General features: G+C 29.9%; 22 protein-coding genes and 1 other annotated feature. Of the genes, 3 read left to right on the forward strand and 19 right to left on the reverse strand.

What is annotated here, in order from left to right; genetic code table 11:
• Nucleotides 1-149: 149 nt before the first annotated feature.
• The 10 genes from ABDZ60_RS03545 to ABDZ60_RS03590 all read right to left on the reverse strand — a co-directional run bounded on the left by ABDZ60_RS03545 (nucleotide 150) and on the right by ABDZ60_RS03590 (nucleotide 14,055).
• Entirely contained in the window at nucleotides 150-1,733 is a 1,584-nt protein-coding gene (locus ABDZ60_RS03545) for an ABC transporter substrate-binding protein (RefSeq protein WP_343776079.1), read from the reverse strand.
• A 103-nt stretch (nucleotides 1,734-1,836) separates the two neighbouring features.
• Nucleotides 1,837-2,075 (reverse strand) — a binding site (T-box leader).
• Nucleotides 2,076-2,216: 141 nt separating this feature from the next.
• Complete coding sequence (locus tag ABDZ60_RS03550) at nucleotides 2,217-3,431, reverse strand: MFS transporter (RefSeq protein WP_343776081.1); 1,215 nt, start codon at nucleotides 3,429-3,431, stop codon at nucleotides 2,217-2,219.
• Nucleotides 3,432-3,830: 399 nt separating this feature from the next.
• On the reverse strand, nucleotides 3,831-4,502 hold the full coding sequence (locus ABDZ60_RS03555) for a P-II family nitrogen regulator (protein ID WP_343776083.1): 672 nt from the start codon (nucleotides 4,500-4,502) through the stop codon (nucleotides 3,831-3,833).
• Entirely contained in the window at nucleotides 4,489-5,982 is a 1,494-nt protein-coding gene (locus ABDZ60_RS03560; RefSeq protein WP_343776085.1) for a DUF1538 domain-containing protein, read from the reverse strand. Before ABDZ60_RS03560 ends, ABDZ60_RS03555 begins: the two co-directional genes overlap by 14 nt.
• Nucleotides 5,983-6,257: 275 nt before the next feature.
• The gene (locus tag ABDZ60_RS03565; RefSeq protein WP_016208113.1) at nucleotides 6,258-7,181 is read right to left on the reverse strand and encodes an ABC transporter ATP-binding protein; all 924 of its coding nucleotides are present in this window, start codon (nucleotides 7,179-7,181) and stop codon (nucleotides 6,258-6,260) included.
• Nucleotides 7,171-8,250 (reverse strand): ABC transporter ATP-binding protein, encoded by a 1,080-nt coding sequence (locus tag ABDZ60_RS03570; protein WP_016208114.1) that lies wholly within the window; start codon nucleotides 8,248-8,250, stop codon nucleotides 7,171-7,173. Before ABDZ60_RS03570 ends, ABDZ60_RS03565 begins: the two co-directional genes overlap by 11 nt.
• A 13-nt stretch (nucleotides 8,251-8,263) precedes the next feature.
• Nucleotides 8,264-9,328 (reverse strand): oligopeptide ABC transporter permease, encoded by a 1,065-nt coding sequence (gene opp3C, locus ABDZ60_RS03575; protein WP_343776088.1) that lies wholly within the window; start codon nucleotides 9,326-9,328, stop codon nucleotides 8,264-8,266.
• Nucleotides 9,321-10,262: an ABC transporter permease gene (locus ABDZ60_RS03580; protein WP_343776090.1), complete on the reverse strand. Its 942-nt coding sequence runs from the start codon at nucleotides 10,260-10,262 to the stop codon at nucleotides 9,321-9,323. The genes opp3C and ABDZ60_RS03580 overlap by 8 nt, the downstream gene beginning before the upstream one ends.
• A 160-nt stretch (nucleotides 10,263-10,422) precedes the next feature.
• Nucleotides 10,423-12,078, reverse strand: a complete 1,656-nt coding sequence (locus tag ABDZ60_RS03585; RefSeq protein ID WP_343776092.1) for a peptide ABC transporter substrate-binding protein — start codon at nucleotides 12,076-12,078, stop codon at nucleotides 10,423-10,425.
• 375 nt (nucleotides 12,079-12,453) lie between these two features.
• Entirely contained in the window at nucleotides 12,454-14,055 is a 1,602-nt protein-coding gene (locus tag ABDZ60_RS03590) for an N-acyl-D-amino-acid deacylase family protein (RefSeq protein WP_343776093.1), read from the reverse strand.
• 253 nt (nucleotides 14,056-14,308) lie between these two features.
• Here ABDZ60_RS03590 and ABDZ60_RS03595 point away from each other — a divergent pair, with 253 nt between their 5' ends.
• Nucleotides 14,309-14,518: a cold-shock protein gene (locus tag ABDZ60_RS03595; protein ID WP_047001214.1), complete on the forward strand. Its 210-nt coding sequence runs from the start codon at nucleotides 14,309-14,311 to the stop codon at nucleotides 14,516-14,518.
• A gap of 72 nt (nucleotides 14,519-14,590) precedes the next feature.
• On the opposite strand, the gene ABDZ60_RS03600 is transcribed toward ABDZ60_RS03595, so the two are convergent.
• From ABDZ60_RS03600 to hypB, 7 genes are all read right to left on the reverse strand, one after another.
• Nucleotides 14,591-15,328 carry an energy-coupling factor ABC transporter ATP-binding protein gene (locus ABDZ60_RS03600; RefSeq protein ID WP_016208120.1) on the reverse strand — a complete coding sequence of 246 codons (738 nt, stop codon included), beginning with the start codon at nucleotides 15,326-15,328 and terminating at the stop codon, nucleotides 14,591-14,593.
• Between the two features lie 9 nt (nucleotides 15,329-15,337).
• The gene (gene cbiQ, locus ABDZ60_RS03605) at nucleotides 15,338-16,138 is read right to left on the reverse strand and encodes a cobalt ECF transporter T component CbiQ (protein WP_343776098.1); all 801 of its coding nucleotides are present in this window, start codon (nucleotides 16,136-16,138) and stop codon (nucleotides 15,338-15,340) included.
• Nucleotides 16,135-17,136 carry an energy-coupling factor ABC transporter permease gene (locus ABDZ60_RS03610; protein ID WP_343776100.1) on the reverse strand — a complete coding sequence of 334 codons (1,002 nt, stop codon included), beginning with the start codon at nucleotides 17,134-17,136 and terminating at the stop codon, nucleotides 16,135-16,137. The genes cbiQ and ABDZ60_RS03610 overlap by 4 nt, the downstream gene beginning before the upstream one ends.
• A 153-nt stretch (nucleotides 17,137-17,289) precedes the next feature.
• Entirely contained in the window at nucleotides 17,290-18,270 is a 981-nt protein-coding gene (locus tag ABDZ60_RS03615) for a DUF5692 family protein (RefSeq protein ID WP_047001218.1), read from the reverse strand.
• 30 nt (nucleotides 18,271-18,300) lie between these two features.
• Nucleotides 18,301-18,642, reverse strand: coding sequence for a hydrogenase maturation nickel metallochaperone HypA/HybF (locus ABDZ60_RS03620; protein WP_016208124.1), 342 nt, complete (start codon nucleotides 18,640-18,642; stop codon nucleotides 18,301-18,303).
• A 19-nt stretch (nucleotides 18,643-18,661) separates the two neighbouring features.
• Nucleotides 18,662-21,340, reverse strand: coding sequence for an FAD-dependent oxidoreductase (locus ABDZ60_RS03625; RefSeq protein ID WP_343776103.1), 2,679 nt, complete (start codon nucleotides 21,338-21,340; stop codon nucleotides 18,662-18,664).
• A 97-nt stretch (nucleotides 21,341-21,437) separates the two neighbouring features.
• On the reverse strand, nucleotides 21,438-22,109 hold the full coding sequence (gene hypB, locus ABDZ60_RS03630; RefSeq protein ID WP_343776105.1) for a hydrogenase nickel incorporation protein HypB: 672 nt from the start codon (nucleotides 22,107-22,109) through the stop codon (nucleotides 21,438-21,440).
• A 419-nt stretch (nucleotides 22,110-22,528) separates the two neighbouring features.
• On the opposite strand from hypB, the gene ABDZ60_RS03635 reads away from it, so the two are divergent.
• Entirely contained in the window at nucleotides 22,529-23,233 is a 705-nt protein-coding gene (locus ABDZ60_RS03635; protein WP_016208128.1) for a FadR/GntR family transcriptional regulator, read from the forward strand.
• An 87-nt stretch (nucleotides 23,234-23,320) separates the two neighbouring features.
• Here the strand turns inward: ABDZ60_RS03635 and ABDZ60_RS03640 are convergent, their stop codons facing one another.
• On the reverse strand, nucleotides 23,321-24,253 hold the full coding sequence (locus ABDZ60_RS03640; protein WP_343776108.1) for a helix-turn-helix transcriptional regulator: 933 nt from the start codon (nucleotides 24,251-24,253) through the stop codon (nucleotides 23,321-23,323).
• Nucleotides 24,254-24,393: 140 nt separating this feature from the next.
• On the opposite strand from ABDZ60_RS03640, the gene ABDZ60_RS03645 reads away from it, so the two are divergent.
• A complete protein-coding gene (locus tag ABDZ60_RS03645; protein WP_343776110.1) occupies nucleotides 24,394-24,825 on the forward strand; it encodes a pyridoxamine 5'-phosphate oxidase family protein in 432 nt (143 codons plus the stop codon).
• Nucleotides 24,826-24,905: 80 nt separating this feature from the next.
• Here ABDZ60_RS03645 and rd read toward each other — a convergent pair whose 3' ends face one another.
• Nucleotides 24,906-25,070, reverse strand: a complete 165-nt coding sequence (gene rd, locus ABDZ60_RS03650; protein ID WP_016208133.1) for a rubredoxin — start codon at nucleotides 25,068-25,070, stop codon at nucleotides 24,906-24,908.
• Between the last annotated feature and the right edge of the window lie 142 nt (nucleotides 25,071-25,212).

A 25,212-nucleotide genomic window follows, 5' to 3' on the forward strand; every position in this document is an offset into this window, starting at 1 on the left:
TCTCACTTCCTTTTTAATAAATTTTGATTCTAAAAATATAAATTTACTAATTTATATTAAACTATAATATATAACATTCATAAATAATATTATAAATCAGTTGACAGTTGACTATATAAAATCGCCAACTGTCAATTATTTAATTGCTATTATTTAAGATATAATTTTGACATATCTTCAAATGTATATACTGGCACTAATTTAGCTTCTTCTACTCCCGCTACATTAGAACTCATAACTAAAATTCTTTTATTTTCAAGAATTGGATAGAAGTATGCATTATCTTGAAGCCTTTGTTGGATTTTAGTATATATTTCTTGTCTCTTAGCTCCATCCGTTTCAACTCTTCCAGCATTAAATAAATCATCTATTTCTGTATCTTTATAGTGACTATAGTTAAATAAGCTTTCAGATGTAAATAATGAGTTGAATGTATCTGGATCTATTCCCATAATATACCCACCAAGGAACATATCATAATTAGTACTTTGTGCATTTTTCATTTCTTGGCTTATTGCTGCATCTTCACCAGCTGCAAGTTCAAGATCTATTCCCACTGCCTTAAGATTTTGTTGAATTATTGCTGCATCTTTTTGATAAGGTACATTAGTTCCAGGATATCCAAGCTTAAGCTTAAGCCCAGAAACTCCTGCTTCTCCTAAAAGTTGCTTAGCTTTTTCTAAGTTATATTCATATTTCTCAACATTATCTGTATGGAAGCTATTTTCATTTGGTAAAAATGTATAAGCTTTAGCTGCATATTCTTCTGATCCAAAAGCAGCATTAATTAAATCAGTTCTATTCAATGCATAGAATATAGCTTGTCTTACTTTTTTATCTTGAAGTTTTGGAGAATTAGAATTAAGAACCATATAAGCTATTCTACCTTCATCATAAGTATAGGAAGCTAGACTATCATTCATTAATCCGTCTAAATCACTTGATTGAACCACTAATGCATTTATTTCTCCTTTTTGTAAAGAAAGCTTAGCTGTATTAGCATCTTGTATTGTTCTAAAAATAACATTAGAAATTTGTGGTTTGCCTAAAAAATAATTTTCATTCTTAACAAATTTAACGTATTGTCCAGCTTTATATTCTTCTAATATATATGGACCAGTACCAACAGGTGTAGCATTTTTTTCACTATTTGCAAAATTACTTTCACCTTCATATATATGCTTAGGCATTATAAATATATTAGCTAAAAGTTCCATTGCAGGAGCACTAACTTCTGGAAGTACAAAGTTAACAGTATAATCATCAACTTTTTCAATTTTAACTGGTTTGCCATTAAAAATTAATTGACTATATGCCCATCCAGCATTTTCTTCCTTTAACATTTCATTATATGTGAATACTACATCATCTGCAGTAAATTGCTCTCCATCACTCCACTTAACATCCTTTTTTAACTTCGCAGTATAAGTTAAATGATCTTCAGATTCCTCCATGCTTTCTGCAAGGAAATAGTTAATTCCATCTGCATTATACATGTATAATGGTGAGTAAGTTAATTTTATTTGCATTAATCCAAATCTATCACTTGTTGTTATTACATTTACAGAATTACCAGGATCCCCTTCAATTCCATAAATAAATGTGTCTGATTGGGTTGAGGTTTTGCTTCCAGCTGAACTTTCGTCACCCTTATTAGCATTTCCACATCCAACAAATACAAAGGTAGCAGTCATTAACCCTACTAATATTTTTGATATTTTTTTGAATTTCATTATTAATCCTCCTCAAATAATATATTAATTATAATTAAAGTTATTTATATACTTATTTCCCAAATTCCGGACTTTTGAGAGATAAAAAAAACTTCATCTCACTTTCAGAGACGAAGTTAGCTTCGTGGTTCCACTCTGATTTTCATGAAAATTCATGAATCTCATTAATTATTGGTACAGATATACCTATTCGCTATAACGGGCGTCCCGCTGAAGTCTACTATATTTTTCGATTCAGGACTCAGAGATGCACTTCAATTAAGTTCCGCTTAAACCTCTTCCAGCCAAGGAGGTTTTCTCTGTAAGCTTTCCACAATCTACTCTTCTCATCATTGTCTATAATTCCTATCGGATTAATGTATATTATAAATTCATTATATGCAGATAGTTTTTAAATGTCAACAAAATTAAATTATTCTATAAGATATAAGTTAATTTTAAGTTTTGTGATAATAAAAATCAATAATTTGAAATTATTAATTATTACTCCCCTGCCGCTATTAGAACCTTATCTTTTATCATGAAAATACTTTGAATAAATAAAAATATTCCTGTTATTATAAGCAGCCATTCTATTTTAATAATATCTGATATAGGTCCAAAAATTAACATTCCTGCTGGCATCATTATACTTGATATCATTCCAAGAACACCAAAAACTCGCCCTTGAAAATCTACCTCTACCTTTTCCTGTAATAATACTGTTGATGGTGTATTAAAAATAGGCATGGCAATACCTACTAAAGCCATAATACTTAAATATATCCAAAAGATTGAAACAATTCCTAAAAGGAATGTACCAATTCCAATGATAGCTACTGATAATACCATAGTATGCACCCTATTTTTAAATCCTCCCCAATATGCCATAAAAATTCCGCCTCCCATCATACCTATAGAAAAGGTTATTTCTATAGCTGTTAGTCTCCAAATATCATTTCCAAAACTACGGGTTACTTGCAATGGAGTCAGAAACGAAATAGGTGCTGCTAATAAAAAGAAAATAGTACAAAAAACCATGAACTTTTTAACATAATTATGATTGTTAATATAAATTATTCCTTGCTTCATGTCATTAAAATAAGTAGTTTTTTGTGCTTCCAATGCCTTAGCATGAGCTTTCACTTTAAGAAATATTAATAATGTGAATACTGCTATACCAGCTGTTATAACATCAATAAAAAATATTGCTTCAATTGTGGCCATACTTAATAAAGCTCCACTAAGCATAGGACATATTAGCATTGTTAATGATTGTATGCTACTATTTATTCCATTTATTTTAGTAAGTTTATCTTCTGGAACAATTTGAGGTATAAAAGCTCCAACAGCTGGTGTTTGAATACCCGTTCCTAATGACCTTATTCCCAACACTAGAAATAACATCCAAGAAGAATCATATCCTAAAAGGAATATTATAGCCAATCCTAATGTAACTATAGCTATCATAGAATCAGCTAAAATTATCAGCAATTTTCTATTATATCTATCAGCCCATACTCCAGCAAATGGTGAAATAAAAAATGATGGTAAAAACCCACATATGATAGCTATTGTCATCATAGCTCCTGATTGTGTAGTTAATGTAATATACCAAGTGATGGCATATTGAACAAGCATAGATCCAAATAAAGATATAGTTTGACTTGTTAAAAATAATATAGAATTTTTCTTCCAATCTTTCTGTATATTTGTCATAATATTTTTAATTCCTTTCTCTAAAATTAAATAAAAAACCCTTCCAAATTGCTAGTTTGGAAGGGTATAACATTAACATATACTTTATTTAATACAACTTTATTATTTTTTAATAATTAAATTTATATTTAATATAATAAGATGCTATAATGTTTTATAATCCTATCCATAATTACTTAGCAGTTTAAATTCAACACTAATCAACATCTTTTATTTTGGAAGATGTCTTTTATTTTATTCGTATTGATTTTAATTTGTTGGATAAGACTAAATTAACATTTTATATAATCACCTCATATTATTAAGTTATATTTGAAGTATATATTTGGAAATGTTAATTGTCAATATATTAATTAAAACATATATATTTTTAACCATAATTTTATATTAATATTATTTTTACTCATATAAACCATAAGTTTTATTTATATCTTGTGTGAAAATAATGCCATTTCCCGGCTTATCCATTTCAAGCTCTTTTCTTATAGAAGCTATAATTGCCTCTGTTTTATCATTCTTAGATATAATCATAACTATTTCTTTTTCAGGTTCTATTTCCATAGCAAACACTTTACTTGTTTCATGGATGCCAGAACCTCTAGCATTTATTATTGTTCCACCTTTTGCTCCTGCTTTAGTGGCTGCATCTATAACATCTTCTGCTCTGCCTTTTTCCACTATAGCAGTTATAGAATTATACATTATATTTTCTACACCTCTTTCTTTACTAATATTATCGCTTTTATACCTTCTTGTTCCTAAAATATTTGATATAGAAGTAGTAAATACTATCCCATGATTTGGCTTTTCAAACTTAAATTCTTCATCTAACTCTTTTAAAGATTTAATAACAGTATCACTATCAGCAACCATAAGAACAATTTCTTTTCTTATATCTGATAGACCTAAATAATCTAAAATTTTATTATTAACTGTCCCTCTTCCTAAAAATATAGTTCCCCCAGAAACACCGTGATATTTTGCTCTCTGTATCAATTTACTTCCTAACCCAAAATTGACTATAAAATAAATAAGCTCCATACCTTTAGATTCAAGGCTATTGGACATCATCAACAATTCCTCCTTTTCTGGATTTAATTTTAAAGATAAATCCTAGTATTTGTAATGCGATTATAGGTGTCATTGCAACCATTGCAATCATACCAAATCCATCTATAAGAACATCTGCACCTTCAATAGCTTCTGCTACACCTTGAGCAAAGGCTAATATGAATGTAGCTGTCATCGGTCCTGATGCAACTCCTCCTGAATCAAAGGCCATTCCAACAAATAATTTCGGTACAAAATAGCTCATTGCAATTGAGACTAAATATCCAGGCAATAAGTAATGCCATAATTTAACTTCAGGTACTAATATTCTTACCATGGATAGCGCTACAGCAAAACCTACTCCTATTGCAAGTGTGAACATTACAACTTTTCTTTTTACATAGCCACTTGTAACATCTTCTATTTGATGTGTCAATACATAAACTGCTGGTTCAGCCAATATTGTAACAAACCCTAATACAAAACCTACAATAATAACATATATTTTATTGTCCAATGCAGCTATACTTTTACCAACTACAGTTCCTACATCCATAAAACCTGCATTTACTCCAACTAAAAATATGACTAATCCTATAAATGTAAATAGCATCCCAAATAAGACTTTTCTAAATAATCTTTTTGATAATTTAAACTTTACTTTTTGAAAAATAATGAAAATAATCAATATTGGTAATAATGCTAATAATATTTCAAATGTTATTACTGGTATTTTCTCAATAAATGGTAAAATAATTGATGTAGATATTACCTCTGATCCTTCAAGGCTTCCTGTAACTTGGTCTGTCTTAGATAAAATACTCATTAACATTACTGATATAATAGCACCAGTAGATGCTATAGCAACTAATCCAAAACTATCCTTTTCTGATGACTTACTATCCTTTTTCAGACGGGAAACTCCTGTTGCTAGTGCTAAAATAAATGGAACTGTCATTGCTCCTGTTGTAGCTCCTGATGCATCAAAAGATATTGCTAAAAATTCTGGAGATGTAAATAATGCAAGTACTAAAATAAATCCATATATAATAGTTAATAATTTATATAAAGGAAAATTATATACTATTCTCCCTAATCCCAAAGAAAGCATAATAGCTATTCCTATAGAAACAATTGCTACTATAAGCCATTTAGATACTAATCCTGATGTAACAAATTCTACTTGTCCTCCAAGAATTTGTAAATCCGGCTCAGCTACAGATATAAAAAATCCAAGTAATAATCCTGCTACAATAACTATCCAAAGCTTATTGGTTTTTGCTATATTCGTTCCCATTATATTCCCTATAGGCGTTACTCCAATATCTACTCCAACTAAGAATATAGATAAACCTATAACAATTGCCACCGTTCCAATCATAAATCTAATTAATAAGTTCATATCTATAGGTGTTAACGTAAAGTTTAAGATTAATACTATTATAGTTATTGGCAGAACAGACATTAATACTTCTCTTATTTTTTCAGTTAATAAATTCAAACATGTATCATCCCTTTCTTTTATTGTTTTACTTAACTTATAATATAATTATACAATATTATCATATTTTTTTTATTATTATTAAATCATTTTTACACTATGTTAATATTTTATTCATCTTTATTGTAAATATCCTGGCTATATAATTATTATTTACTTAAATATAAAATTAATTTATTTATATAAAAATATCCTATGAATAACTTCTAAATTGTTACTCATAGGATATTTAATATATATTAAAGGAGCGTATTAACATTGTCGTATTATGAATTTTATATCCATCTATTAAACTCTTCATCTGTAGCTAGTACATAATGTGTTCCGTCTATATGTTTATTTACCCCTTTCGAATAATCTATTCCACTAGTTTCATAATCATAAGATTCCGATATCCTTGATTTTTCTACATTTGGATTTGGATGTGGTATCGCTGATATTAAGGATTTAGTATAAGGATGAATTGGGTTTGAAAAAATTTCTTCTGTTGTTCCAGTTTCAAGCAAATACCCCAAATGAAGTACCCCTATTCTATTTGAAATATACTTTACCATTGATAAATCATGGGCTATAAATAGAAGTGCCGTATTAGTTTCATTTTGAATTTCTTTCATTAAGTTTACAACTTGTGCTTGAATAGAAACATCTAAGGCACTAATTGCTTCATCAGCTATAATAAGTTTCGGATTCATTATAAGTGCTCTTGCAATTCCTATACGTTGCCTTTGTCCTCCCGAAAATTGATGAGGATATCTATTTGCATGTTCTTTGGACAATCCTACCTTCTCTAATATCTTATATACCTTTTCATTTCGTTCTTCTTTATTTCTATATAAATTATGGATATCTAAACCTTGTGCAATAATATCTAATACCTTCTTACGGGGATTTAAACAAGCCATAGGATCTTGGAAAATCATTTGCATATTAGTTCTCAAATGCTTATTTTCCTTTTCTGATAACTTTCCAGATATATTTGCACCATCAAATTTTATTTCTCCAGCTGTCGGATCATATAATCTGATTATTGAACGCCCAATTGTGGATTTTCCACTTCCAGACTCTCCAACAAGACCATAAGTTTCTCCTGGGTATATTTCAAAAGAAACACCATTTACTGCTTTTACAGTAAATTTTCTACTTACCTTAAAATGTTGTTTTAAGTTTTTTACTTCTAGTAAAGGCTGCTTATTTTGCATCTACATACGCCTCCTTTAACATTCTATCTATTCTACTTCTTAACTCTTCTGGCATTTCAACTTTTGGTGAATTCTCATGTAATAACCAAGTTGCTGCATAGTGAGTATCAGTAATCTTAAACATTGGAGGCTCAATACGGTTGTCAATATTTAATGCATAAATATTTCTTGGCGAAAAAGCATCCCCTTCTACCTTATTTAATAAATTAGCTGGTGTTCCTGGTATTGTATAAAGTTTATCGTCCGTAGTATCTATATCTGGCATAGCTGATAATAACCCCCAAGTGTATGGGTGCCTTGGATCATAAAATATTTCATCTACATTACCTTTTTCTACTATTTTGCCAGCATACATAACTGCTACATAATCAGCTACCTTTGCCACAACTCCAAGATCATGTGTTATATATATTACAGATATATTTAATTTCCTTTGAAGATCTTTTATTAATTCCAAAATTTTTGCTTGTATAGTTACATCTAACGCAGTTGTAGGTTCATCACATATTAGTAAATCAGGATTACAAGCAAGTGCTATAGCTATAACAACTCTTTGTCTCATTCCTCCTGAAAGTTGATGAGGATAGTTTTTCATACGTTTTTCAGCATTAGTAATACCAACAAGTTCTAACAACTCAATAGCCTTTTTCTGAGCCTCTCTTTTAGGAGTCTTATAATGCCAAATCATCCCCTCCATAATTTGCGCTCCAATTGTCATGGTTGGATTTAAAGAAGTCATAGGATCTTGGAATATCATCGCTATTCGCTTTCCATTTATTCTTGTTCTCATTTCCTTCTTTGACAATTTTAAAATATCAACTTCAACTTTTTTATTATCTCTGTAATAAGTAAAATTAATACTTCCCGAATTAACTTCACCATTACTACTTAATATACCCATAGCAGCCTTCATAGTAACTGATTTACCACTACCACTTTCACCTACTATAGCTAGAGTTTCTCCCCTATATAAATCTAACTTAACTCCACGAATGGCATTTACCATACCTGCTGATGTTTTAAAGGATATGGATAAATCTCTAATTGATAATACCTTTTCTTTATTCATTTATCCCTACCTCCTACATTTCCTTCATTTTAGGATCAAAAGCATCACGCACACCATCTGCTAACATATTAAAGCTTAGCATTAATACTGCAAGAACTACCACTGGAGCTACTATCATATATGGATGTGTCGTGAATGATTTAAATGCATCACTAATTAATGATCCTAAAGATGCCATTGGTGCCGGTACCCCTAAACCAATAAAAGCTAGAAACGCTTCTGTAAATATAGCATTTGGTATAGAAAACATTGTATTTGTGATTATTGCTCCTAATATATTTGGAAGAATTTCTTTAAATATAATAAATAAACTCTTTGCTCCTAAAGTTCTAGATGCCAAAACAAATTCTTGTTCTTTTAATTTAAGCATTTGGGCTCTAGCGATACGATTCATACCAATCCATCCTGTAATCATTAAAGAAAATGTTATTGTTAATAACCCAGGCTTTAGTACTATAATTAGCAATGTTACAATTACAAGACTTGGAATACCATTTAATACTTCTGCAAAACGTTGCATTACATTATCTACAGCTCCGCCAAAATACCCTGAAATCAATCCATAGCTTAAACCAAATATCATGTCAATTGCAACTGCTATCAATGCAATATAAAGAGAAATCCTTGTTCCCATCCATGTCCTTGTAAATATATCTCTTCCTAAAACATCTGTACCAAACCAATAATAAGTATCTTCAAGTCCTGTTTTACTCCCATTAGCTGATACATATTTATTAACTTCAATTGCTCCCTGTGAAGTATTCATCTTTTCTCCACCGTCAAATATACCTATATTTTCTATTAATGGTATTCTTGGTGCAAGGTTTTGATGTGCTATAGTTTGTGAATCATATGTATGCCCATTCATCCAAACCCCTACCACAGCCATAAAAGTAATTAGTATAATACAAATAAGCCCTAGTATTGCTCCTTTATTTTTCTTAAGACGTGATAAAACATCTTTCCAATAAGATTGACTAGCATAGATTCTATCAACATTAGTTAAATTTTCTTCACCAACTAACTCGAAATCATTTTCTAAAAATTCTATACTTTCTGTTAAAAATTCTTTACTCATGATTATCCTCCTTTGCTAATCTTATTCTCGGGTCAACAACTCCATATAAAATATCAACTACAAGCATTATTGCTATATACATTGCGCTGTATATAAATGCTAATGCAACTATTACATTGTAATCATTTGATTGAATTGCAGTTACCAAAAGACTTCCTATTCCAGGAATAGAGAATATCTTTTCGATTACCAAGCTACCAGTCATAAGTCCTACTATTAATGGTGCTAAAACAGTAATAATTGGAATTAAGGCATTTCTTACTGCATGTCTTAGCAAAAGTCTTATTCCACTTACTCCTTTACTTTCTGCAAGCTGCATATAATCTGAGCCAAGAACTTCTAACATTTCAGTTCTTGTAAAACGAGCTATTGTAGCTATTGTAAACATGCATAATGCTATTGTTGGAAGTACAGAAGATTTAAGCGGCATTTCTGCTGAATATAAAAGTGGAAATAAAGTTACCTTGAAACCTAAATAATAAGATAATCCTAATGCAAATACATATGAAGGTAAACTTACTCCTAAAACGGAAATTACAGTAGTTATAGTGTCCCAAATCGTATTATGCTTTATTGCAGATATTATTCCTAAAACTAATCCTATTAGAGTTCCAAGCAAAACTGCTTGCCCCCCAACTCTCAATGATATTGGTAAACGTGTTTGTAATAATGCAGATATTGGTGTATTCTTTGAAATTGTATAAGAAACTCCAAAATCTCCTGTAAGCATATTTTTTATATAATTAAAAAATCTTATAAATACCGGTTGATCTAATCCATACTTTTGATTTAATAGTGCAATTTGATCTGCAGTTAACTTTTCATCATTAAATGGAGATCCTGGCATAAATTCTAGCATTAAAAATAATATTAATAAAATTACTAAAAGTGTCGTTATGGAAATTGCTATTCTTTTAAGCAAATATTTTTTCATCTGCAATTCCTCCTGAAAGTAATATAATAAGTGAAAAGTGAAAAAGGAAAGAGTGAAAAAGTGAATTAGAATCTATATCTTTCAAGTTTTGCATCGCAAAACACCTCAACTTTTCACTTTTTCACTCTTAACTTTTCACTATAATAAATTTTTTTACAATTTAATTCTTAGTAACATTCTTGAAAATTCTAGTAACACCAACTGAATGGAATTCAATACTTGAAACACTCTTTTTAATCATAACAGCATTTCCTTTTTGATATACAGGTAAAATAACCGCTTCATCCATTACCATTTTTTCTGCTTTCTTTAACTCTTCCCATCTTTTTTCAGGGTTTAAAGCAAGCTCTCCATCCTTAGCTGATTTAATCAACTTATCATATTCTGAATTTGTCCAAAAACCGTAGTTGTTAGGACTATCTGTTGTCCACATATCTAAATATGTCATTGGATCTGCATAGTCAGGACCCCAACGAGTAAGTACAGATTCAAAGTCTCCTGCTTGCATTCTTTCAACTCTGTTCTTTTTAGGCATTACTTCAAGTTCTATTGTAACTCCTGGAAGAGTTGTTTGAATTTCTGATTGAATAAATTGAGCTACATTTTGAGCTGATTCAGTGTCTTCTACCATCATTTTATATATGAATGTTTCTTTTCCTAATTCTTTCTTTGCGTTATTATAGAATTCTAAAGCCTTAGCTTTATCTGTTGAAAGATAAGTTCCAGTTGTTTCACGGAAGTCTTTTCCATCTGGTCCTGTAGCTAGTAACTTCGGTACTGCAAAGTCTGCTACAACAGAACCATCCTTTAATATATTATTAACGATAGCATCTTTATCATAAGCTAATGCAAGTGCTTTACGTAAATTTTCATTTTCTAATCCTGCTACCTTTTGATTAACAGATATATACCATAGGTATCCTGCTGCAACATTTGTAAATTCAGGGTCAGCTTTAAATTGTTCTACTTGTTCCCCTGCAAGTGTAGCAACATCTAAGTCACCATTTTGATATGCAAGCATAGTTTGTTGAGCTTCTTTTATTACTTGGAATTTGATCCCATCCAACTTAACAGCATCAGCATCCCAATAATCCGTATTCTTAACCAATTCTATTGTTGTTGCTGCTGGTTCATAAGAAGAAATTTTATATGGCCCATTTGCTAAAATAGTATTTGGTGATGTTGCAAAGCTATCTCCAGATTGTTTATAAAATTCTTCATTAACTGGGAAAAATGATGGGAATGATAATAATGATTCAAAGAATGTAACTGGATGTGATAGTTCTACTACCAAAGTATTATCATCCTTTGCCTTTACTCCTAACTCTTCAACTCCCTTTTTACCTGCTAAAACATCTTCAGCATTTTTAATTCCTGCAATGCCAATCATAAAAGCATATTCACTAGCTGTTTTTGGATCAGCTAAACGTCTCCAGGCAAATACAAAGTCATTTGCTGTTACTTTAGTACCATTTGACCATTTAGCATCTCTTAATTTAAATGTATAAGTTAATCCATCTTCACTCTTTTCTGCTGATTCTGCTGCAGCTAATATTGGTGATCCTGCCTTGTCCACAGAATATATTCCTTCTGTAACAGCTGCTATTGCTTCAAAAGAAGTACCATCAGTTGCAATTTGAGGATCCATTGATGCAATCTCAACATCAAATTGAACTTTTAAAGTTTTGTCTGAACCTTGTGTTGTCTGTGTACCATTAGAATTATTGCTTGTACTTTTTGCCCCACCGCAAGCAACTAAGCTAATTGACAACGTCATCGCTAATGCCAAGGTTAAAAGTTTCTTAACTTTTTTCATATTACGCCCCCTAATTATTTATTTATCAAAGAAACAAAATTATTTTTTACAATCTGATAATATTGTTCGCTTTTTTATATATTATATATTGTTATTTTTATCCTTGTCAATATAAAAATTTAATAATTTAATAAGTATTTTAATTGATTTTTTATATTAAATATCTTTTTTTATTAACAATTTATATTTTAATCAATTTTTGAAATTTAATAATTTTATACGTGAAAATTTATTATTTGAAACATCTATATTTTGACAACATAATTATTTTAAATACTATATTATATAATTTATATTTAACTCTTACTTAAATAAAAAAGCTCATTAGAGTTTTACTAATAAGCTTTTTCTTTTCTATAAATTTTTATAACTATTTCATATTTTTAAAATTTGTCCATATGCTCCATTCGATATTACTTCATCTTCCATAGCAATATTTCCATTTACTATAACATGTTTTATTCCTATAGGTTTTCTTGTTTTATTATTATAATCTTCATATCCTGTTATTTTATTAAAATCAAATATAGTTATATCCGCTCTTTTTCCTTCTTTAATTTCACCTATATCTTTTAATCCTAATGTTTTTGCTGGAAGAAGTGTTGATTTATATATAGCTTCTTCAAGAGATATAGCTTTCTTTTCTCTAACAAACTTTCCTATAAACAATGGATAATTTCCATAAAGCCTTGGATGTGGTTCTCCTGCTGGGATGCTATCGGAACCTACCATTTGAAATGGATGATTTATTAATTTTATTGTATCTTCCTCCGAAAAAATATTTAGTGTCACAATTCCAACCCCTGTTTCTTCTGATATAAGAAGTTTAGCTACAAAATCAATAGGATGAATATTTCTTTCTATGGATATTTCTCCAACAGTTCTCCCTATATATTTTAAGTTTTCCTCTTTATTTAAAGATGTTATTAAAATCCCATTCCATCCTGAAATTGCACTATAATTATCCCAACCAACATAATTTGCATTTAAATCCAAAAGCTCCTTTTTTAAAGTGTTTAATATTTCTTTATCTTTTAACTTTTCTAATAATATTTTAGTGCCTTTATTAGTTATCCATGGGGGTAGAAGTTGAGTCATCAAAGTACTCCCTGAAAGATAAAGATGTTCATCAAATGTAATACTTATCCCACTTTCAACAGCCTCATCTACTATATTTATTAATCTTTCAGCCTTACATCCCAACTCATTAGAATCATACGACCTCATATGTGAAATATGAATTTTTACTTTTGATACTCTTGCTACTTCTATTACCTCATTTATTGCATCTATTATATTTTTATCATGATTTCTTACATGTACCATTACTATTCCATTATAGTTTTTAATTACTTTACATAATTTTATCAATTCATCTTGTGTACTAAATATTCCAGGAATATATTGAAGCCCAAGAGACATTCCTAATGCACCTTGCTTCATAGCATTGTGTATTATTTTACACATTCTATCAATTTCATCATTCGATGCCTTTCTTGCCTCAAATTCCATAACACTTGCTCTTACAGCTCCATGAGAAATGAGTACAGAATAATTATTTTTTAATCCTTTTTCACTTATTTTATTAAAATAATCATTAACTTCTCTAAAATCGACTTTTATGTTGGGATTTCCAACAACTCCTTTAATATAATTTTTCCATATCTTACTTTCTTCTTCTATACAAGGTATAACACCTAATCCACACTGCCCGACTAATTCTGTTGTAACTCCTTGTTTAATCTTTAAATTTTGTATTTCTCCTTCCATAAAAGGTACAAGATCATTATGACTATGTACGTCTATAAATCCTGGTGAAATTACTAAGCCACTTGCATTTATAACTTTTTTACAATCTTTATCTATATTTTCTTTTATTGTTACTATTTTGCCGTTTTTAATCCCTATATCCATTTTATAGGCTGGATTTCCTGTACCATCAACTATCAATCCATCTTTAACTAGAATATCTAACATTTATCTCACTCCTCAATACAATTTACTAGTATTTTTATATAAAACCTACCTTTCTCATTATATTCCTTTATTTAAAACTATTCAGTTTTAATCTATTTATTTTTTGTTATTTATTGTTATAAATTTAAAATAATTAATTTTTTCTCATTTTTATTATACTTTTCGATTATTTAATTTCCTTATTTATCAAGGTGTTAAAATTCAATTTTTGATAAATACTATTTAATGATAAATTCAAGTAGGAGGAAATTTCATGGCTAATATAACCGGTGTAGTCAAGTGGTTCGATAATGAACGTGGATATGGATTTATATCTTGTGAACAAGGGAATGATGTATTTGTACATCATTCACAAATTAAAGAAAATGGCCCTGGTAAGGATTTACACGAAGGTGAAAACGTTACTTTCGATATTCAAGAAAATGAAAAGGGTCCCATGGCTGTAAATGTTCATAAGCTATAATTAAAAAAGCATCTCCTTAAAGAGATGCTTTTTTAATTATAAAAATAACTATACGTTTTTTATATTTTATATTTAAATATTATTTTGTAGGCATAGTGGAAGCTCTAAATTATTAGCCTCTAGTAACTCTTTATCTTTAAGAATTGATTTCGTATCTCCATCCCTAACTATTCTTCCTTCACATATAAGAATTGTTCGAGTGCACGTATCTAAAATCATATCTAAATCATGAGATGCAATAATTTTAAGATGTTCGAATTCATTAAGTATATTAATTAAGTTCCTTCTATTCCTAGGATCTAATGCAATTGTAGGCTCGTCCATTAAAATAATATCCGGGTTCATAGCAAATATTGTAGCTATTGATACAAGTTTTTTTTCACCACCAGACATTTTATATATCTGTTTATCTCTCAAATTTTCTATATGAACTTTTTTTAATGCATAATTCACTCGCATTTCAACTTCCTTTTCCGAAAAACCATAATTCCGTGGTGCAAATGCTATCTCTTCATAAACATTAGGCATAAAAAGTTGATTGTCTGAATCTTGAAATACATATCCTATTCTTTCACGAATTCTACTTAAAGTGCTTTTTTGTATAGGTATATCTTCTATTTTTATGCTACCTTCATAATTTAAATTTAATCCAACTAATAACTTTAAAATTGTAGACTTTCCTACTCCATTAGCTCCAATAATACCAATGGATTCATTCTCCTTTGCAGTAAATGTAATATTCTTTAGTATTGGATATGATTTTTCATAAGAAAAAGATAAATTTTCTACATCTACATGAATATGACTCATATTTTCCTCCTAAAAAAGTATATTTCCCATTATTTCAGATATATTAACAAATCTTATGGTAATAAATATAGTTAGCCAAGTAATAAAGTAGACATAATCTTTTGAATTACACTTAATATTATGCGCGTATGAAAACTCACCTGTGTACCCTCTTAAGCACATGCTTTCGTATATATTTTCTGCTTTATCCATACTCCTAAGCAATAGTTGACCCATAAGAGAACCCCATACTTTATAATGTATTCCTTTTTGATTTGGAGCTCTCAAACTATATGCTTCACTAATTTGATTCGCTTCCTTAAGCAATACTGTTAAATACCTATAGATAAGTAGAACTTGAGTTATAAAAATTTTAGGTATATATATACACTCCATTGCATAGCATATTTTTTCAATATTTGTTGTAACTATAAGAATATAAGATGCTAAAACCGCTAAAATTCCCTTCATCATTAAAGTACTCATGGAAATAATTCCTCCTGAAATAGAAATTCCATTTATACTAAATAATATTTCTTTATCAAAAAGTGGATTAAACAAACCCATAAAACACACTAACGGAAGTACTAACCTCATTTTTTTTATACTATCTTTAAAAGAAATACCAGCAATTATAAAAATAACTATTGGATATATAAACATACCTATAACTCCTGTTATATTATATTTATGGAATGATACAACTAATAAAATATATATAATAGTTAAGATAACCTTAATCAGTGGATGAATTTTATTCATCCACTTATCTTCATTTGATAAAGCATCTATATTATTAATTTCATAAATTGTATTATTCAACTTACTCATTTTATAATTTGCCTTCTGAAAAATTTAAAGGTATAGCATCCACCAATACACAATACCGAAACTACAAGTCCTCCAATAACTCCTGATATAGAAGTTCCTATTGATGAATCAGAATTTTTAAGTGAGTAATCTGGCAAGATTGCAGTAGCTTCTTGTAACTTTTGCATATTATCATATATTTCCCCATTTGCCTCCATATCTGTAGATCCAGTAACTTTCTCAATAGACCATTCTAGCCCATCAGGATATTCAGATGCCATAAGTGAAATACCTCCAGCTACTAACAAAGTAAATAATGATATAATTATCAACACTTTCTTAAACGGTATTAATCCTACAGTCTTTTTAACATCTTCATTTATCCCCCAAAGCAATTCTGGCCTTGCTTCATATATAAAACAAAGTACTGCAGCTGTAATAAGTCCTTCTATTAAACCAATTGCTAAATGTATTGGTTGTATAACTGCAACAAAAGTAGAAAATGGTAATTCTGTAATTCCAGAGAATAAAGTCTCTATAACTACAGAAAATGCTCCCATTTGTAATGTTAAAACACATCCTGTTATAGATGCTATAATAATTTTTTTCTTAGATGCACCTTTCCTCATCATAGGTTTCCATATAAGCATTGCACCAATAAAACATCCATAAAAAGCTATATTCCATATATTGCTTCCTAAAGCTAATATTCCCCCATCTGCAAACATTAAACATTGTATTAACAACACTCCACCCAGTGTCAAGAATCCAGCAAAAGGCCCTAATAATGCAGATAATAAAATTCCTCCACATATATGTCCTGATGAGCCTGTCCCCGGAATAGTAAAATTAATCATTTGAGCTGCAAATACAAATGCGCCCATAACTCCCATTACTGGAATTTTCTTAGTTTCATTTTCCATTCTCACTTTTTTTATTGAATATCCAGTTGCTAAAGCAGAACACGAATACATTACTCCAGCAACTGTAGGTGCAACTAGTGCATCAGCCATGTGCATTTTTAAAATTCCTCCCTTTTATTTAAAATAATTTATTGTGTTTACTTATATTTAATAAGGAGCTGTTGTAAATCAGCTCCTATTCTAGTTTTGTAATTAATTTTGATTTTTATATTTTAAATTATATATCCTGCAACATACCTTTTTTTATTGCTACATAGATAATTCTCTTACTTCATTATATTTATTTAAATCAGTATAAAGTTCCCCCTTATATGGATTACGCTTTGTCTTCATTACTTTATAAATCATATATATAGCAACTGCAATATTAGCGAGAAGTGCTAACAAACTGAAAATAAATAAAGGTGTTTCATTATAGGTTGATGACACTACAAATTTGCCTTCATCAATAAATGCTGGGAAGGTTTGTGCAAACATACACCATAATGCTAATGTATGTGCACGATGTTGAAGCCATGCACCTTTCCCAACAGTAAAAGCACATATTGTTGGAGCAAGTAACAATGCAAAACCGCAATACCATGAATGTCCTGGAAGACAATTATAAGTGTATGCAAAATTCCATAAATCATAAGCTATAATCCAGAACCATAACATATCAGGCCATATCATGTCATTGCTTCTATCTTTATTAGTCCTTTTACGAATACATATTCCAAACCAACCAGTAATAGTTATTATATTTAAAATACCTGCAATAGCATTCATATAATTCCATGAACCGCCTAACACATACATTGCATCGTCTGCAAGAATTCCGCCGCCTGCATATTGAAGTCCTACTTGGATATCACGTGCTACAGCCTCACAAATATTGATTGCAAGAATCAAAGGTGGAAAGCAAAGTGCTATTTTATTATCTGCTAGCCTCCATTCCCTTCCTGTTTTTTTATTTTTACCTTTTAAATGCCTTATACACCAAAATCCAATACATCCTGCTGTTGCTGAATATACCTTTGCTAAATGAAACCAATCAGTATAAGTTTTCTCTTTCAATACTGTAAACCATAAAACAGATAGTATCATTGGTAATATTACAAAAGCTATAAATCCACAAACTTTTGAACGCCTTGTTACTTCATTAAGTAAAAATAAAATTATGAATATAGCAATCCAAACTAACCATACAGATAAATCAGAAGCTCCCGCTTCATAGTTAAAACTAAACATTATTATTCCCCCAGTTATAATTTTTTTATATTAATAACAAACAATCTCTTTTATATAAAATTCTTTACCACCTAACAGTTCCCAATCCTTAGTTTCACACTTTGGGCATATTCCATTATTTGAAACTAAATTAAATACTTTATTACATTCCTTACACAAAGCATTAGCGGGCAATATTTCTATCTCTAATTCCGATCCTTGCAATATTGTTCCTTCAATTGTTGCTGGGTAAAGATTTTTCATATATCTTGGAATCATTGAAGAGAGTTCTCCAATTTGTAAAACTAAAGTTTCAACTTTTTTTACATCATTTTGTTTTGCAAAATTCTCTACAGTTTTAATAATTTCAAATAGAACCCCTATCTCATGCATATGAACTCTCCTAATATCACTAATTCATTTTAAATATATTTTTAGCCTTTTTAATTGCAATTCTACCTTTACGCTTAAGAATTTGCTTAATAACTACTGGCTTTAAGTCCTCATAAGCTACCCCTTCTCCGTCATATTTTCTAACAAGTGAAATTGCATCAAACTTACATTTTGTTGTGCAAGCCCCACATCCTACACATAAAAATTCGTCTACAACCGTTGCACCGCAGCTAAGGCAACGTTCAGTTTCCTTCTTTATTTGTTCTTCAGTAAATGTACCACGTAAATCCTTAAATGTTTCCTTTGATTTTTCTGCATCCACGTGATTAGCTTTTTGCCTAGGTAGACGATCATATCCTTCTAGTTCAATATTTTCTTTATCTATAGAATGATATTCTTTTCTATCTCGTCCTATAACTAAACTTTGTCCTGGATGAACATAACGATGTATTGAAATTGCCCCTTCTTTACCTGCTGCAATAGCATCAATTGCAAATCTTGGACCTGTAAATGCATCTCCACCTGCAAAAACATCCTTTTCTCCTGTTTGATAAGTAAATGAATCTCCCTTTATTGTATTATTTCTATTTAACTCTATATTACTGTTATTAAGTAAATTTCCCCAAAAAATTGATTGACCAACTGAAAGTAATATAGTATCTGCTTTTATAATCATTGTATTGTCTTCATCATATTTAGGATTGAATCTATTATTTTCATCAAATACAGAAATGCATTTCTTAAATTCTATTCCAGTAACATGTCCATTTTTCGAAATAATTCTTTTTGGCCCCCATGAATTGTTAATAGTAATTCCTTCTGATAAAGTTTCTTCTATTTCTTCATCAAGAGCTGGCATTTCTTCTAGACTTTCAAGACAAAATATATTAACGCTTTCTCCTCCAACTCTAGTGGCTGTTCGGGCAACATCTATGGCAACATTACCACCACCTATGACAACTACATTCCCTTTAAGATTAACATCCTCTCCTAAATTTACACTACGTAAGAAATCTACTCCTGTAATTATCCCTTCTGACTCTTCACCCTCTATACCTATTTTCCTTCCTGCTTGAGCTCCAATTGCAAGATAAAATGCTTCATATCCATCAGCCCTTAACTCATTTAAAGTTATATCCTTACCAACTTCAACTCCACTCTTAAATTCAACTCCTAACTCTCTTAAAACATCTATTTCTGCATTTACTACATTCTTTTCTAGTCTAAAAGATGGAATCCCAAGAGTTAACATACCGCCAAGCACCTTTTGCTTTTCGAATACAGTTACCTTATAACCTTCAGTTGCTAAATAAAATGCACATGAAAGGCCTGCTGGACCTGCTCCTACAACTGCAATTTTCTTATTATAATCATGCTTTATCTTTGGCACATATCTATTTTCTGTATTCAAATCTTGATCTGCAATAAACTTCTTAATTTCATCTATAGCAATAGGATCATCTATATCTCCTCTAGTACATGCAGATTCGCACTTTCTTGGACAAATACGCCCACATACTGCTGGAAATGGATTTTCATGTTTAATTAATTCAAGTGCTTCTTTATATTTTCCTTGAGAAGCTAATTTTATATACCCTTGAATGGCAATATGAGCTGGACATTCTGTTTTACAGGGACTAGTGCCACTATCTACAACATTTTTTCTATTAACTCTATAATTAGGATTCCATTTTTCTGGTCCCCATTCTGTATCACGTGGAGTTTCAACTTTTTCTACTTCTATAGGCTTTACTGAACATAGCTTTTGCCCTAGCTTAAGAGCATTAACAGGACAGTTTACAACACATTCTCCACAGGCAACACATTTTTCTTTATCAACCTGAGAAACATAATTTGAACGCACCATATCTACATTTTTAAACATTTCAGCTGTTCTTAAAGATAAACATGAACATCCACAACAATTACAAATTGCATGAGTTTTTCCTGAACCATCTAAATTAGGTATTTGATGCATTAACCCATTTTCTTCTGCTCTTTTAATTATCTCAAAGGCTTCTTCTCTTGTAATTTGGCGACCTCTTCCTGTACGAATATAATATTCAGCGGCATGTCCCATTTGAATGCACATATCTTCAGCTAAATGACCACATCCCTCTCCCATAACTTTTCTAGCTGTACGGCAAGAACAGTCTGAAACTGTAAAGATATCATTTTCATTAAGGTATTTAGAGACCTCTTCATAAGACGCTTTTCTGGTTTCACCATCAATAGCTTGTTCTATTGGGATAACACGCATTAATCCTACTCCTACAGGAAATGCCCCTGTAGTTTTTGGTCCTCTTACTCTTCCATAAGCTTCAAAAGCTTCTGCAATTTGAGGATATTTGTTAACGTTTTCTATATTGTTGACCATCATCTCCATGATTCCAGGAACCCAAGTATCAAACCAATAATTATCAACACCATCAATCTTATTTACAAAGCATACGCCTGCAACTGCTAAATCCCATAATAGTTTTTCTGTTTCTTCTATTGATTTCCCACATAATGGAGCAAGTTCTTTTGCTGTACTTTTTTTTCTTATTTTCATACAAAGAGCTACTTCTGCCATTTCTTCCGTAACAACCGGTTCTAATATTCTATATTCTGGATCTTCAGCTTTTATCTCATTTTTCGATCCTCGTTTTTTCTTACTAATATGATTAGCAAGATCCAACACCTTTTCCTTTACCATAATATTTCCCCCTAAATTTAGTGTTAAATTATGAAAATTAAGTTAAATAAACTTCACTAATTTTTTCATATAAAACTTTGCACTATCAATTTTTGCATTAATACTGATTCCAATCCCTTACTTCTCTACGAATCCAGTCTGCAAATTTCTCGATACCTTCTCCTGTTCTTGCAGATATTGTAATTATCTCGGCCTTTGGATTCAATTTCTTAACACGTTCCTTGCAAGCCTCTAAATCAAAATCAAAATACTCTAAAACATCAATTTTATTAATTAATAAAACGTCTACAATTGAGAACATTAATGGATATTTTAATGGCTTATCATCTCCTTCCGGAACACTTAAAATCATTGCATTTTTTGATGCTCCTGTATCAAACTCTGCTGGACACACTAAATTACCTACATTTTCTAATATTGCGAAATCAATCTCTTCTGTTCCAAGTGCTTGTAATCCTTGTTTTGTCATATCTGCATCAAGATGACACATCCCCCCAGTATGTAATTGAATTACTTTCACACCAGTTTTAGAAATAGTATGTGCATCTACATCAGAATCAATATCAGCTTCCATAACTCCAATATTCATTTCTTCTTTTAAAAGATCTATTATTTTGGTAAGTGTTGTAGTCTTCCCAGAACCCGGAGAAGACATTAAGTTTAATAAAAACGTTTTCTCCTTTTTTAATTCTTCCCTAAGTAAACTTGCTTGGTGGTCATTGTCTTTGAAAACACTTTGTTTAATTTCAAGAATCCTAAAATCATTCATAAATTATCCCCCATATCTATAAAATTTCAAACATCATTTTAATAAAATTAAGAATTTTCAGATATTAATAAGCATTCTATTCCCATATATATTTTTAGAGATTTCTTTATACTAGTATATTAATCATGCATTATAATATTAGCTTTAATTATATGAGTTATTATATTAAAACATATTTCTTTATTGGTATTAAAAACAATTTTTTTATCTGGTCATACCAGATTATTAAAATTACATTTTGATAAAATATTAACATATTTAATTATTCAAGTCAATATTTTCCTATCTATCAATACTTATTTTATGCCACTCTTTGATATATATACCTTATATATTATTGATTTATGTTTAATTTTGGAATATAATAATTATTGGTACGTGGTTATACCAATATCAGAATAAAGAGGTGAAAATATTATATGGAATTTACAAAATTAACTTCGCCATCATTAAAAGAATTATTTATACGCGAATTAGAGAAGATGATTTTATCAGGAAAACTTCCTATTGGTGAAAAGCTTCCTCCCGAAAGAGAACTTGCTAAATCTATGCAAGTTAGTAGAGCTGTAGTTAATTCTGGTATTTCTGAATTAGCAAGAAAAGGTTTTTTAAATATTAAGCCAAGAATAGGTACATTTGTAGCTGATTATCGTAGAAATGGAACTATGGATACTTTAATTTCCATCATGAATTATAATGGAGGTATATTAAGAAAATCAGAGATACGCTCAATTATAGAAATTCGTATTGCATTTGATTCCCTAGCTGTAGAATTATGTATTCCAACAATTACCGATGAGGAAATTAATAATTTAAAAAATTATGTTAATCAAATAGAGGAAACAAATTCACCTGAAGAAGCTTCTGAATTAGCTTTTGAATTTCATCATGAATTAGCTTTTCTTTCTGGAAACACCTTGATGCCCATGATTTTTTCCTCATTTAAAACTCCTATATTATCCTTATGGGAACGTTTTTGTAGATTGCATGGTTTAGAATCTTTACGCAAAAATACAACTACCTTATTTAAATATATCGAACAAAGAGATAGTGCAAAAGCTATAGAATGGTTAAAAACTTCTCTTAATGATATTATAGATGGCAGTACTCAAATTTACTATTAATTAAGTATTTATATGATATACATATATGGTAAACCTAAAAGAATGGCTCTTATTTAATAAAAAGCCATTCTTTCCAAAATATTTTTACTAACACTTATAAACATTTAATAAATTTTTAATTCTACGAATAAGCTCATCTCTGACATATTGTGGTTCTAGGCATTCACATTCATCCCCAAAACTAAGTAAAAGATTATAACCGAACTCATCTTCTATAAACGGAAATTTAACTAATAGTTTATTATCTTTATACGGCTGAATATTCTCTTCTCCACAGTGCTCCACCATTCTTTCCCTAAGAGATTCATTAATCACAAGTTTAATTGTAATTATTTTTTTCTCTATATAATTCCACGGCCCTAATGACTTTTCCTCAAACTCCCTAGGTCCAAATGTATCTTGAAGAACTTCAAGATCTGATATACGTGATAATTTAAAAGTTCTAAAGTCTTCTCTAGATAAGCAGTATCCTTGTATATACCAATTTGATTCTTTAAGTATTAATCTATAAGATTCAATTTTTCTACTACTCTTTTTCCCATATCTATCATAATATTTAAATAATAAAACTTTCTTTTCATTAAGGGCTTTTTTAATTCTTTCAAGATTTGGCTGCAAATACTTATTTCCAATCCACGGAGTAAGATCAATTGCTATTTGATTTGATTTTAACTCAATATCCTTAATATGCTCATCCGGAACTAATCCTTTTAATTTAGCAAGTGTGTTAATAATTTCATCATTAGTCATTGTTGATGAAATACTTCCAAGTCCCATTAAAATTGTTACAATATCTGAAGTTGTAAAAAGTTTCTTGTCAATTTTGTATTCTTCCATAATTCCAATACCACCATTAACGCCTGGATAAGTAATAATAGGAATGCCTGATAAGTTTATTGTTTCTATATCCCTATAGATAGTTCTAGGGCTTACTTCAAACATTTCAGCTAACTTAGCTGCACTAATTTTTTTACGTTCAAGTAATATCATAATAATGGAGATTAATCTATCAATTTTCAAATTCATCAATCCTTTAGTTAAATTTATTTTATAATATAACCATGACATACTGTTGTCAAGGTTACATGATAGAATAAAACTGTATTAAGAAGTAAATCTTAAGATTACTTTGAATCAAATTTAAAAAGAGGAGAATGTAAATGGATTTTTCAAAAGAATTTAATAGAATAATGGAAGATACAAATAATATTGCTTTAGCAACTGCAATAAATAATACACCAAATGTTAGAATAGTAAATTTTTATTATAATCCTGAAAATAAAGGTATGGTATATTTTGCATCCTTTAGAGGACTTCCTAAAACAATAGAATTTTCACAAAATAATAAAGTAGCATTTACAACAGTACCAAAAATTCCTGATGAAAATAGTGAGCACATTAGAGTCTCTACTGCTACAATCAATAAGAGTTCTTTATCCATATATGACTTAAAAGAAGAATTTATAAAAAAATTGCCAAGCTATGAAATGATAATTAATCAAGCTGGAGATATGCTAGATGTTTATGAAATTCACTTTAAAGAAGCTAACGTAATTTTAGAAGTTAGACAAAGCGGTAAGATCACTCTATAGAATATTTATTAAATTAAAATGATCCATATTAATCTTTATAATATGGATCATTTTATAATTTCAATCTTTATATAGCTCTTTTATTCTTCCACTACTTCAAAGTCATCCTTACCTACACCACAAATAGGACAAACCCAATCATCTGGAATATCTTCAAATGCAGTTCCTGGTGCTATGCCGCCATCAGGATCTCCTTCTGCTGGATCATAAATGTAGCCACATGGAATACATATATATTTTTTCATAAACTTATCCTCCTCTTTATAATTTTTATTTATCTAAAGCTAATGCTTTGATACAAACAAATATTAATTCTCTCATAAAGTTTTTCTCTTTTATAGTATGCTTATAATTATATATTATTATTTTTCAAATTTTTAGATTAAT

Origin of the sequence: Clostridium sartagoforme (genome assembly GCF_039521405.1) — a bacterium.
In the GTDB taxonomy this organism is placed as follows: domain Bacteria; phylum Bacillota; class Clostridia; order Clostridiales; family Clostridiaceae; genus Clostridium; species Clostridium sartagoforme.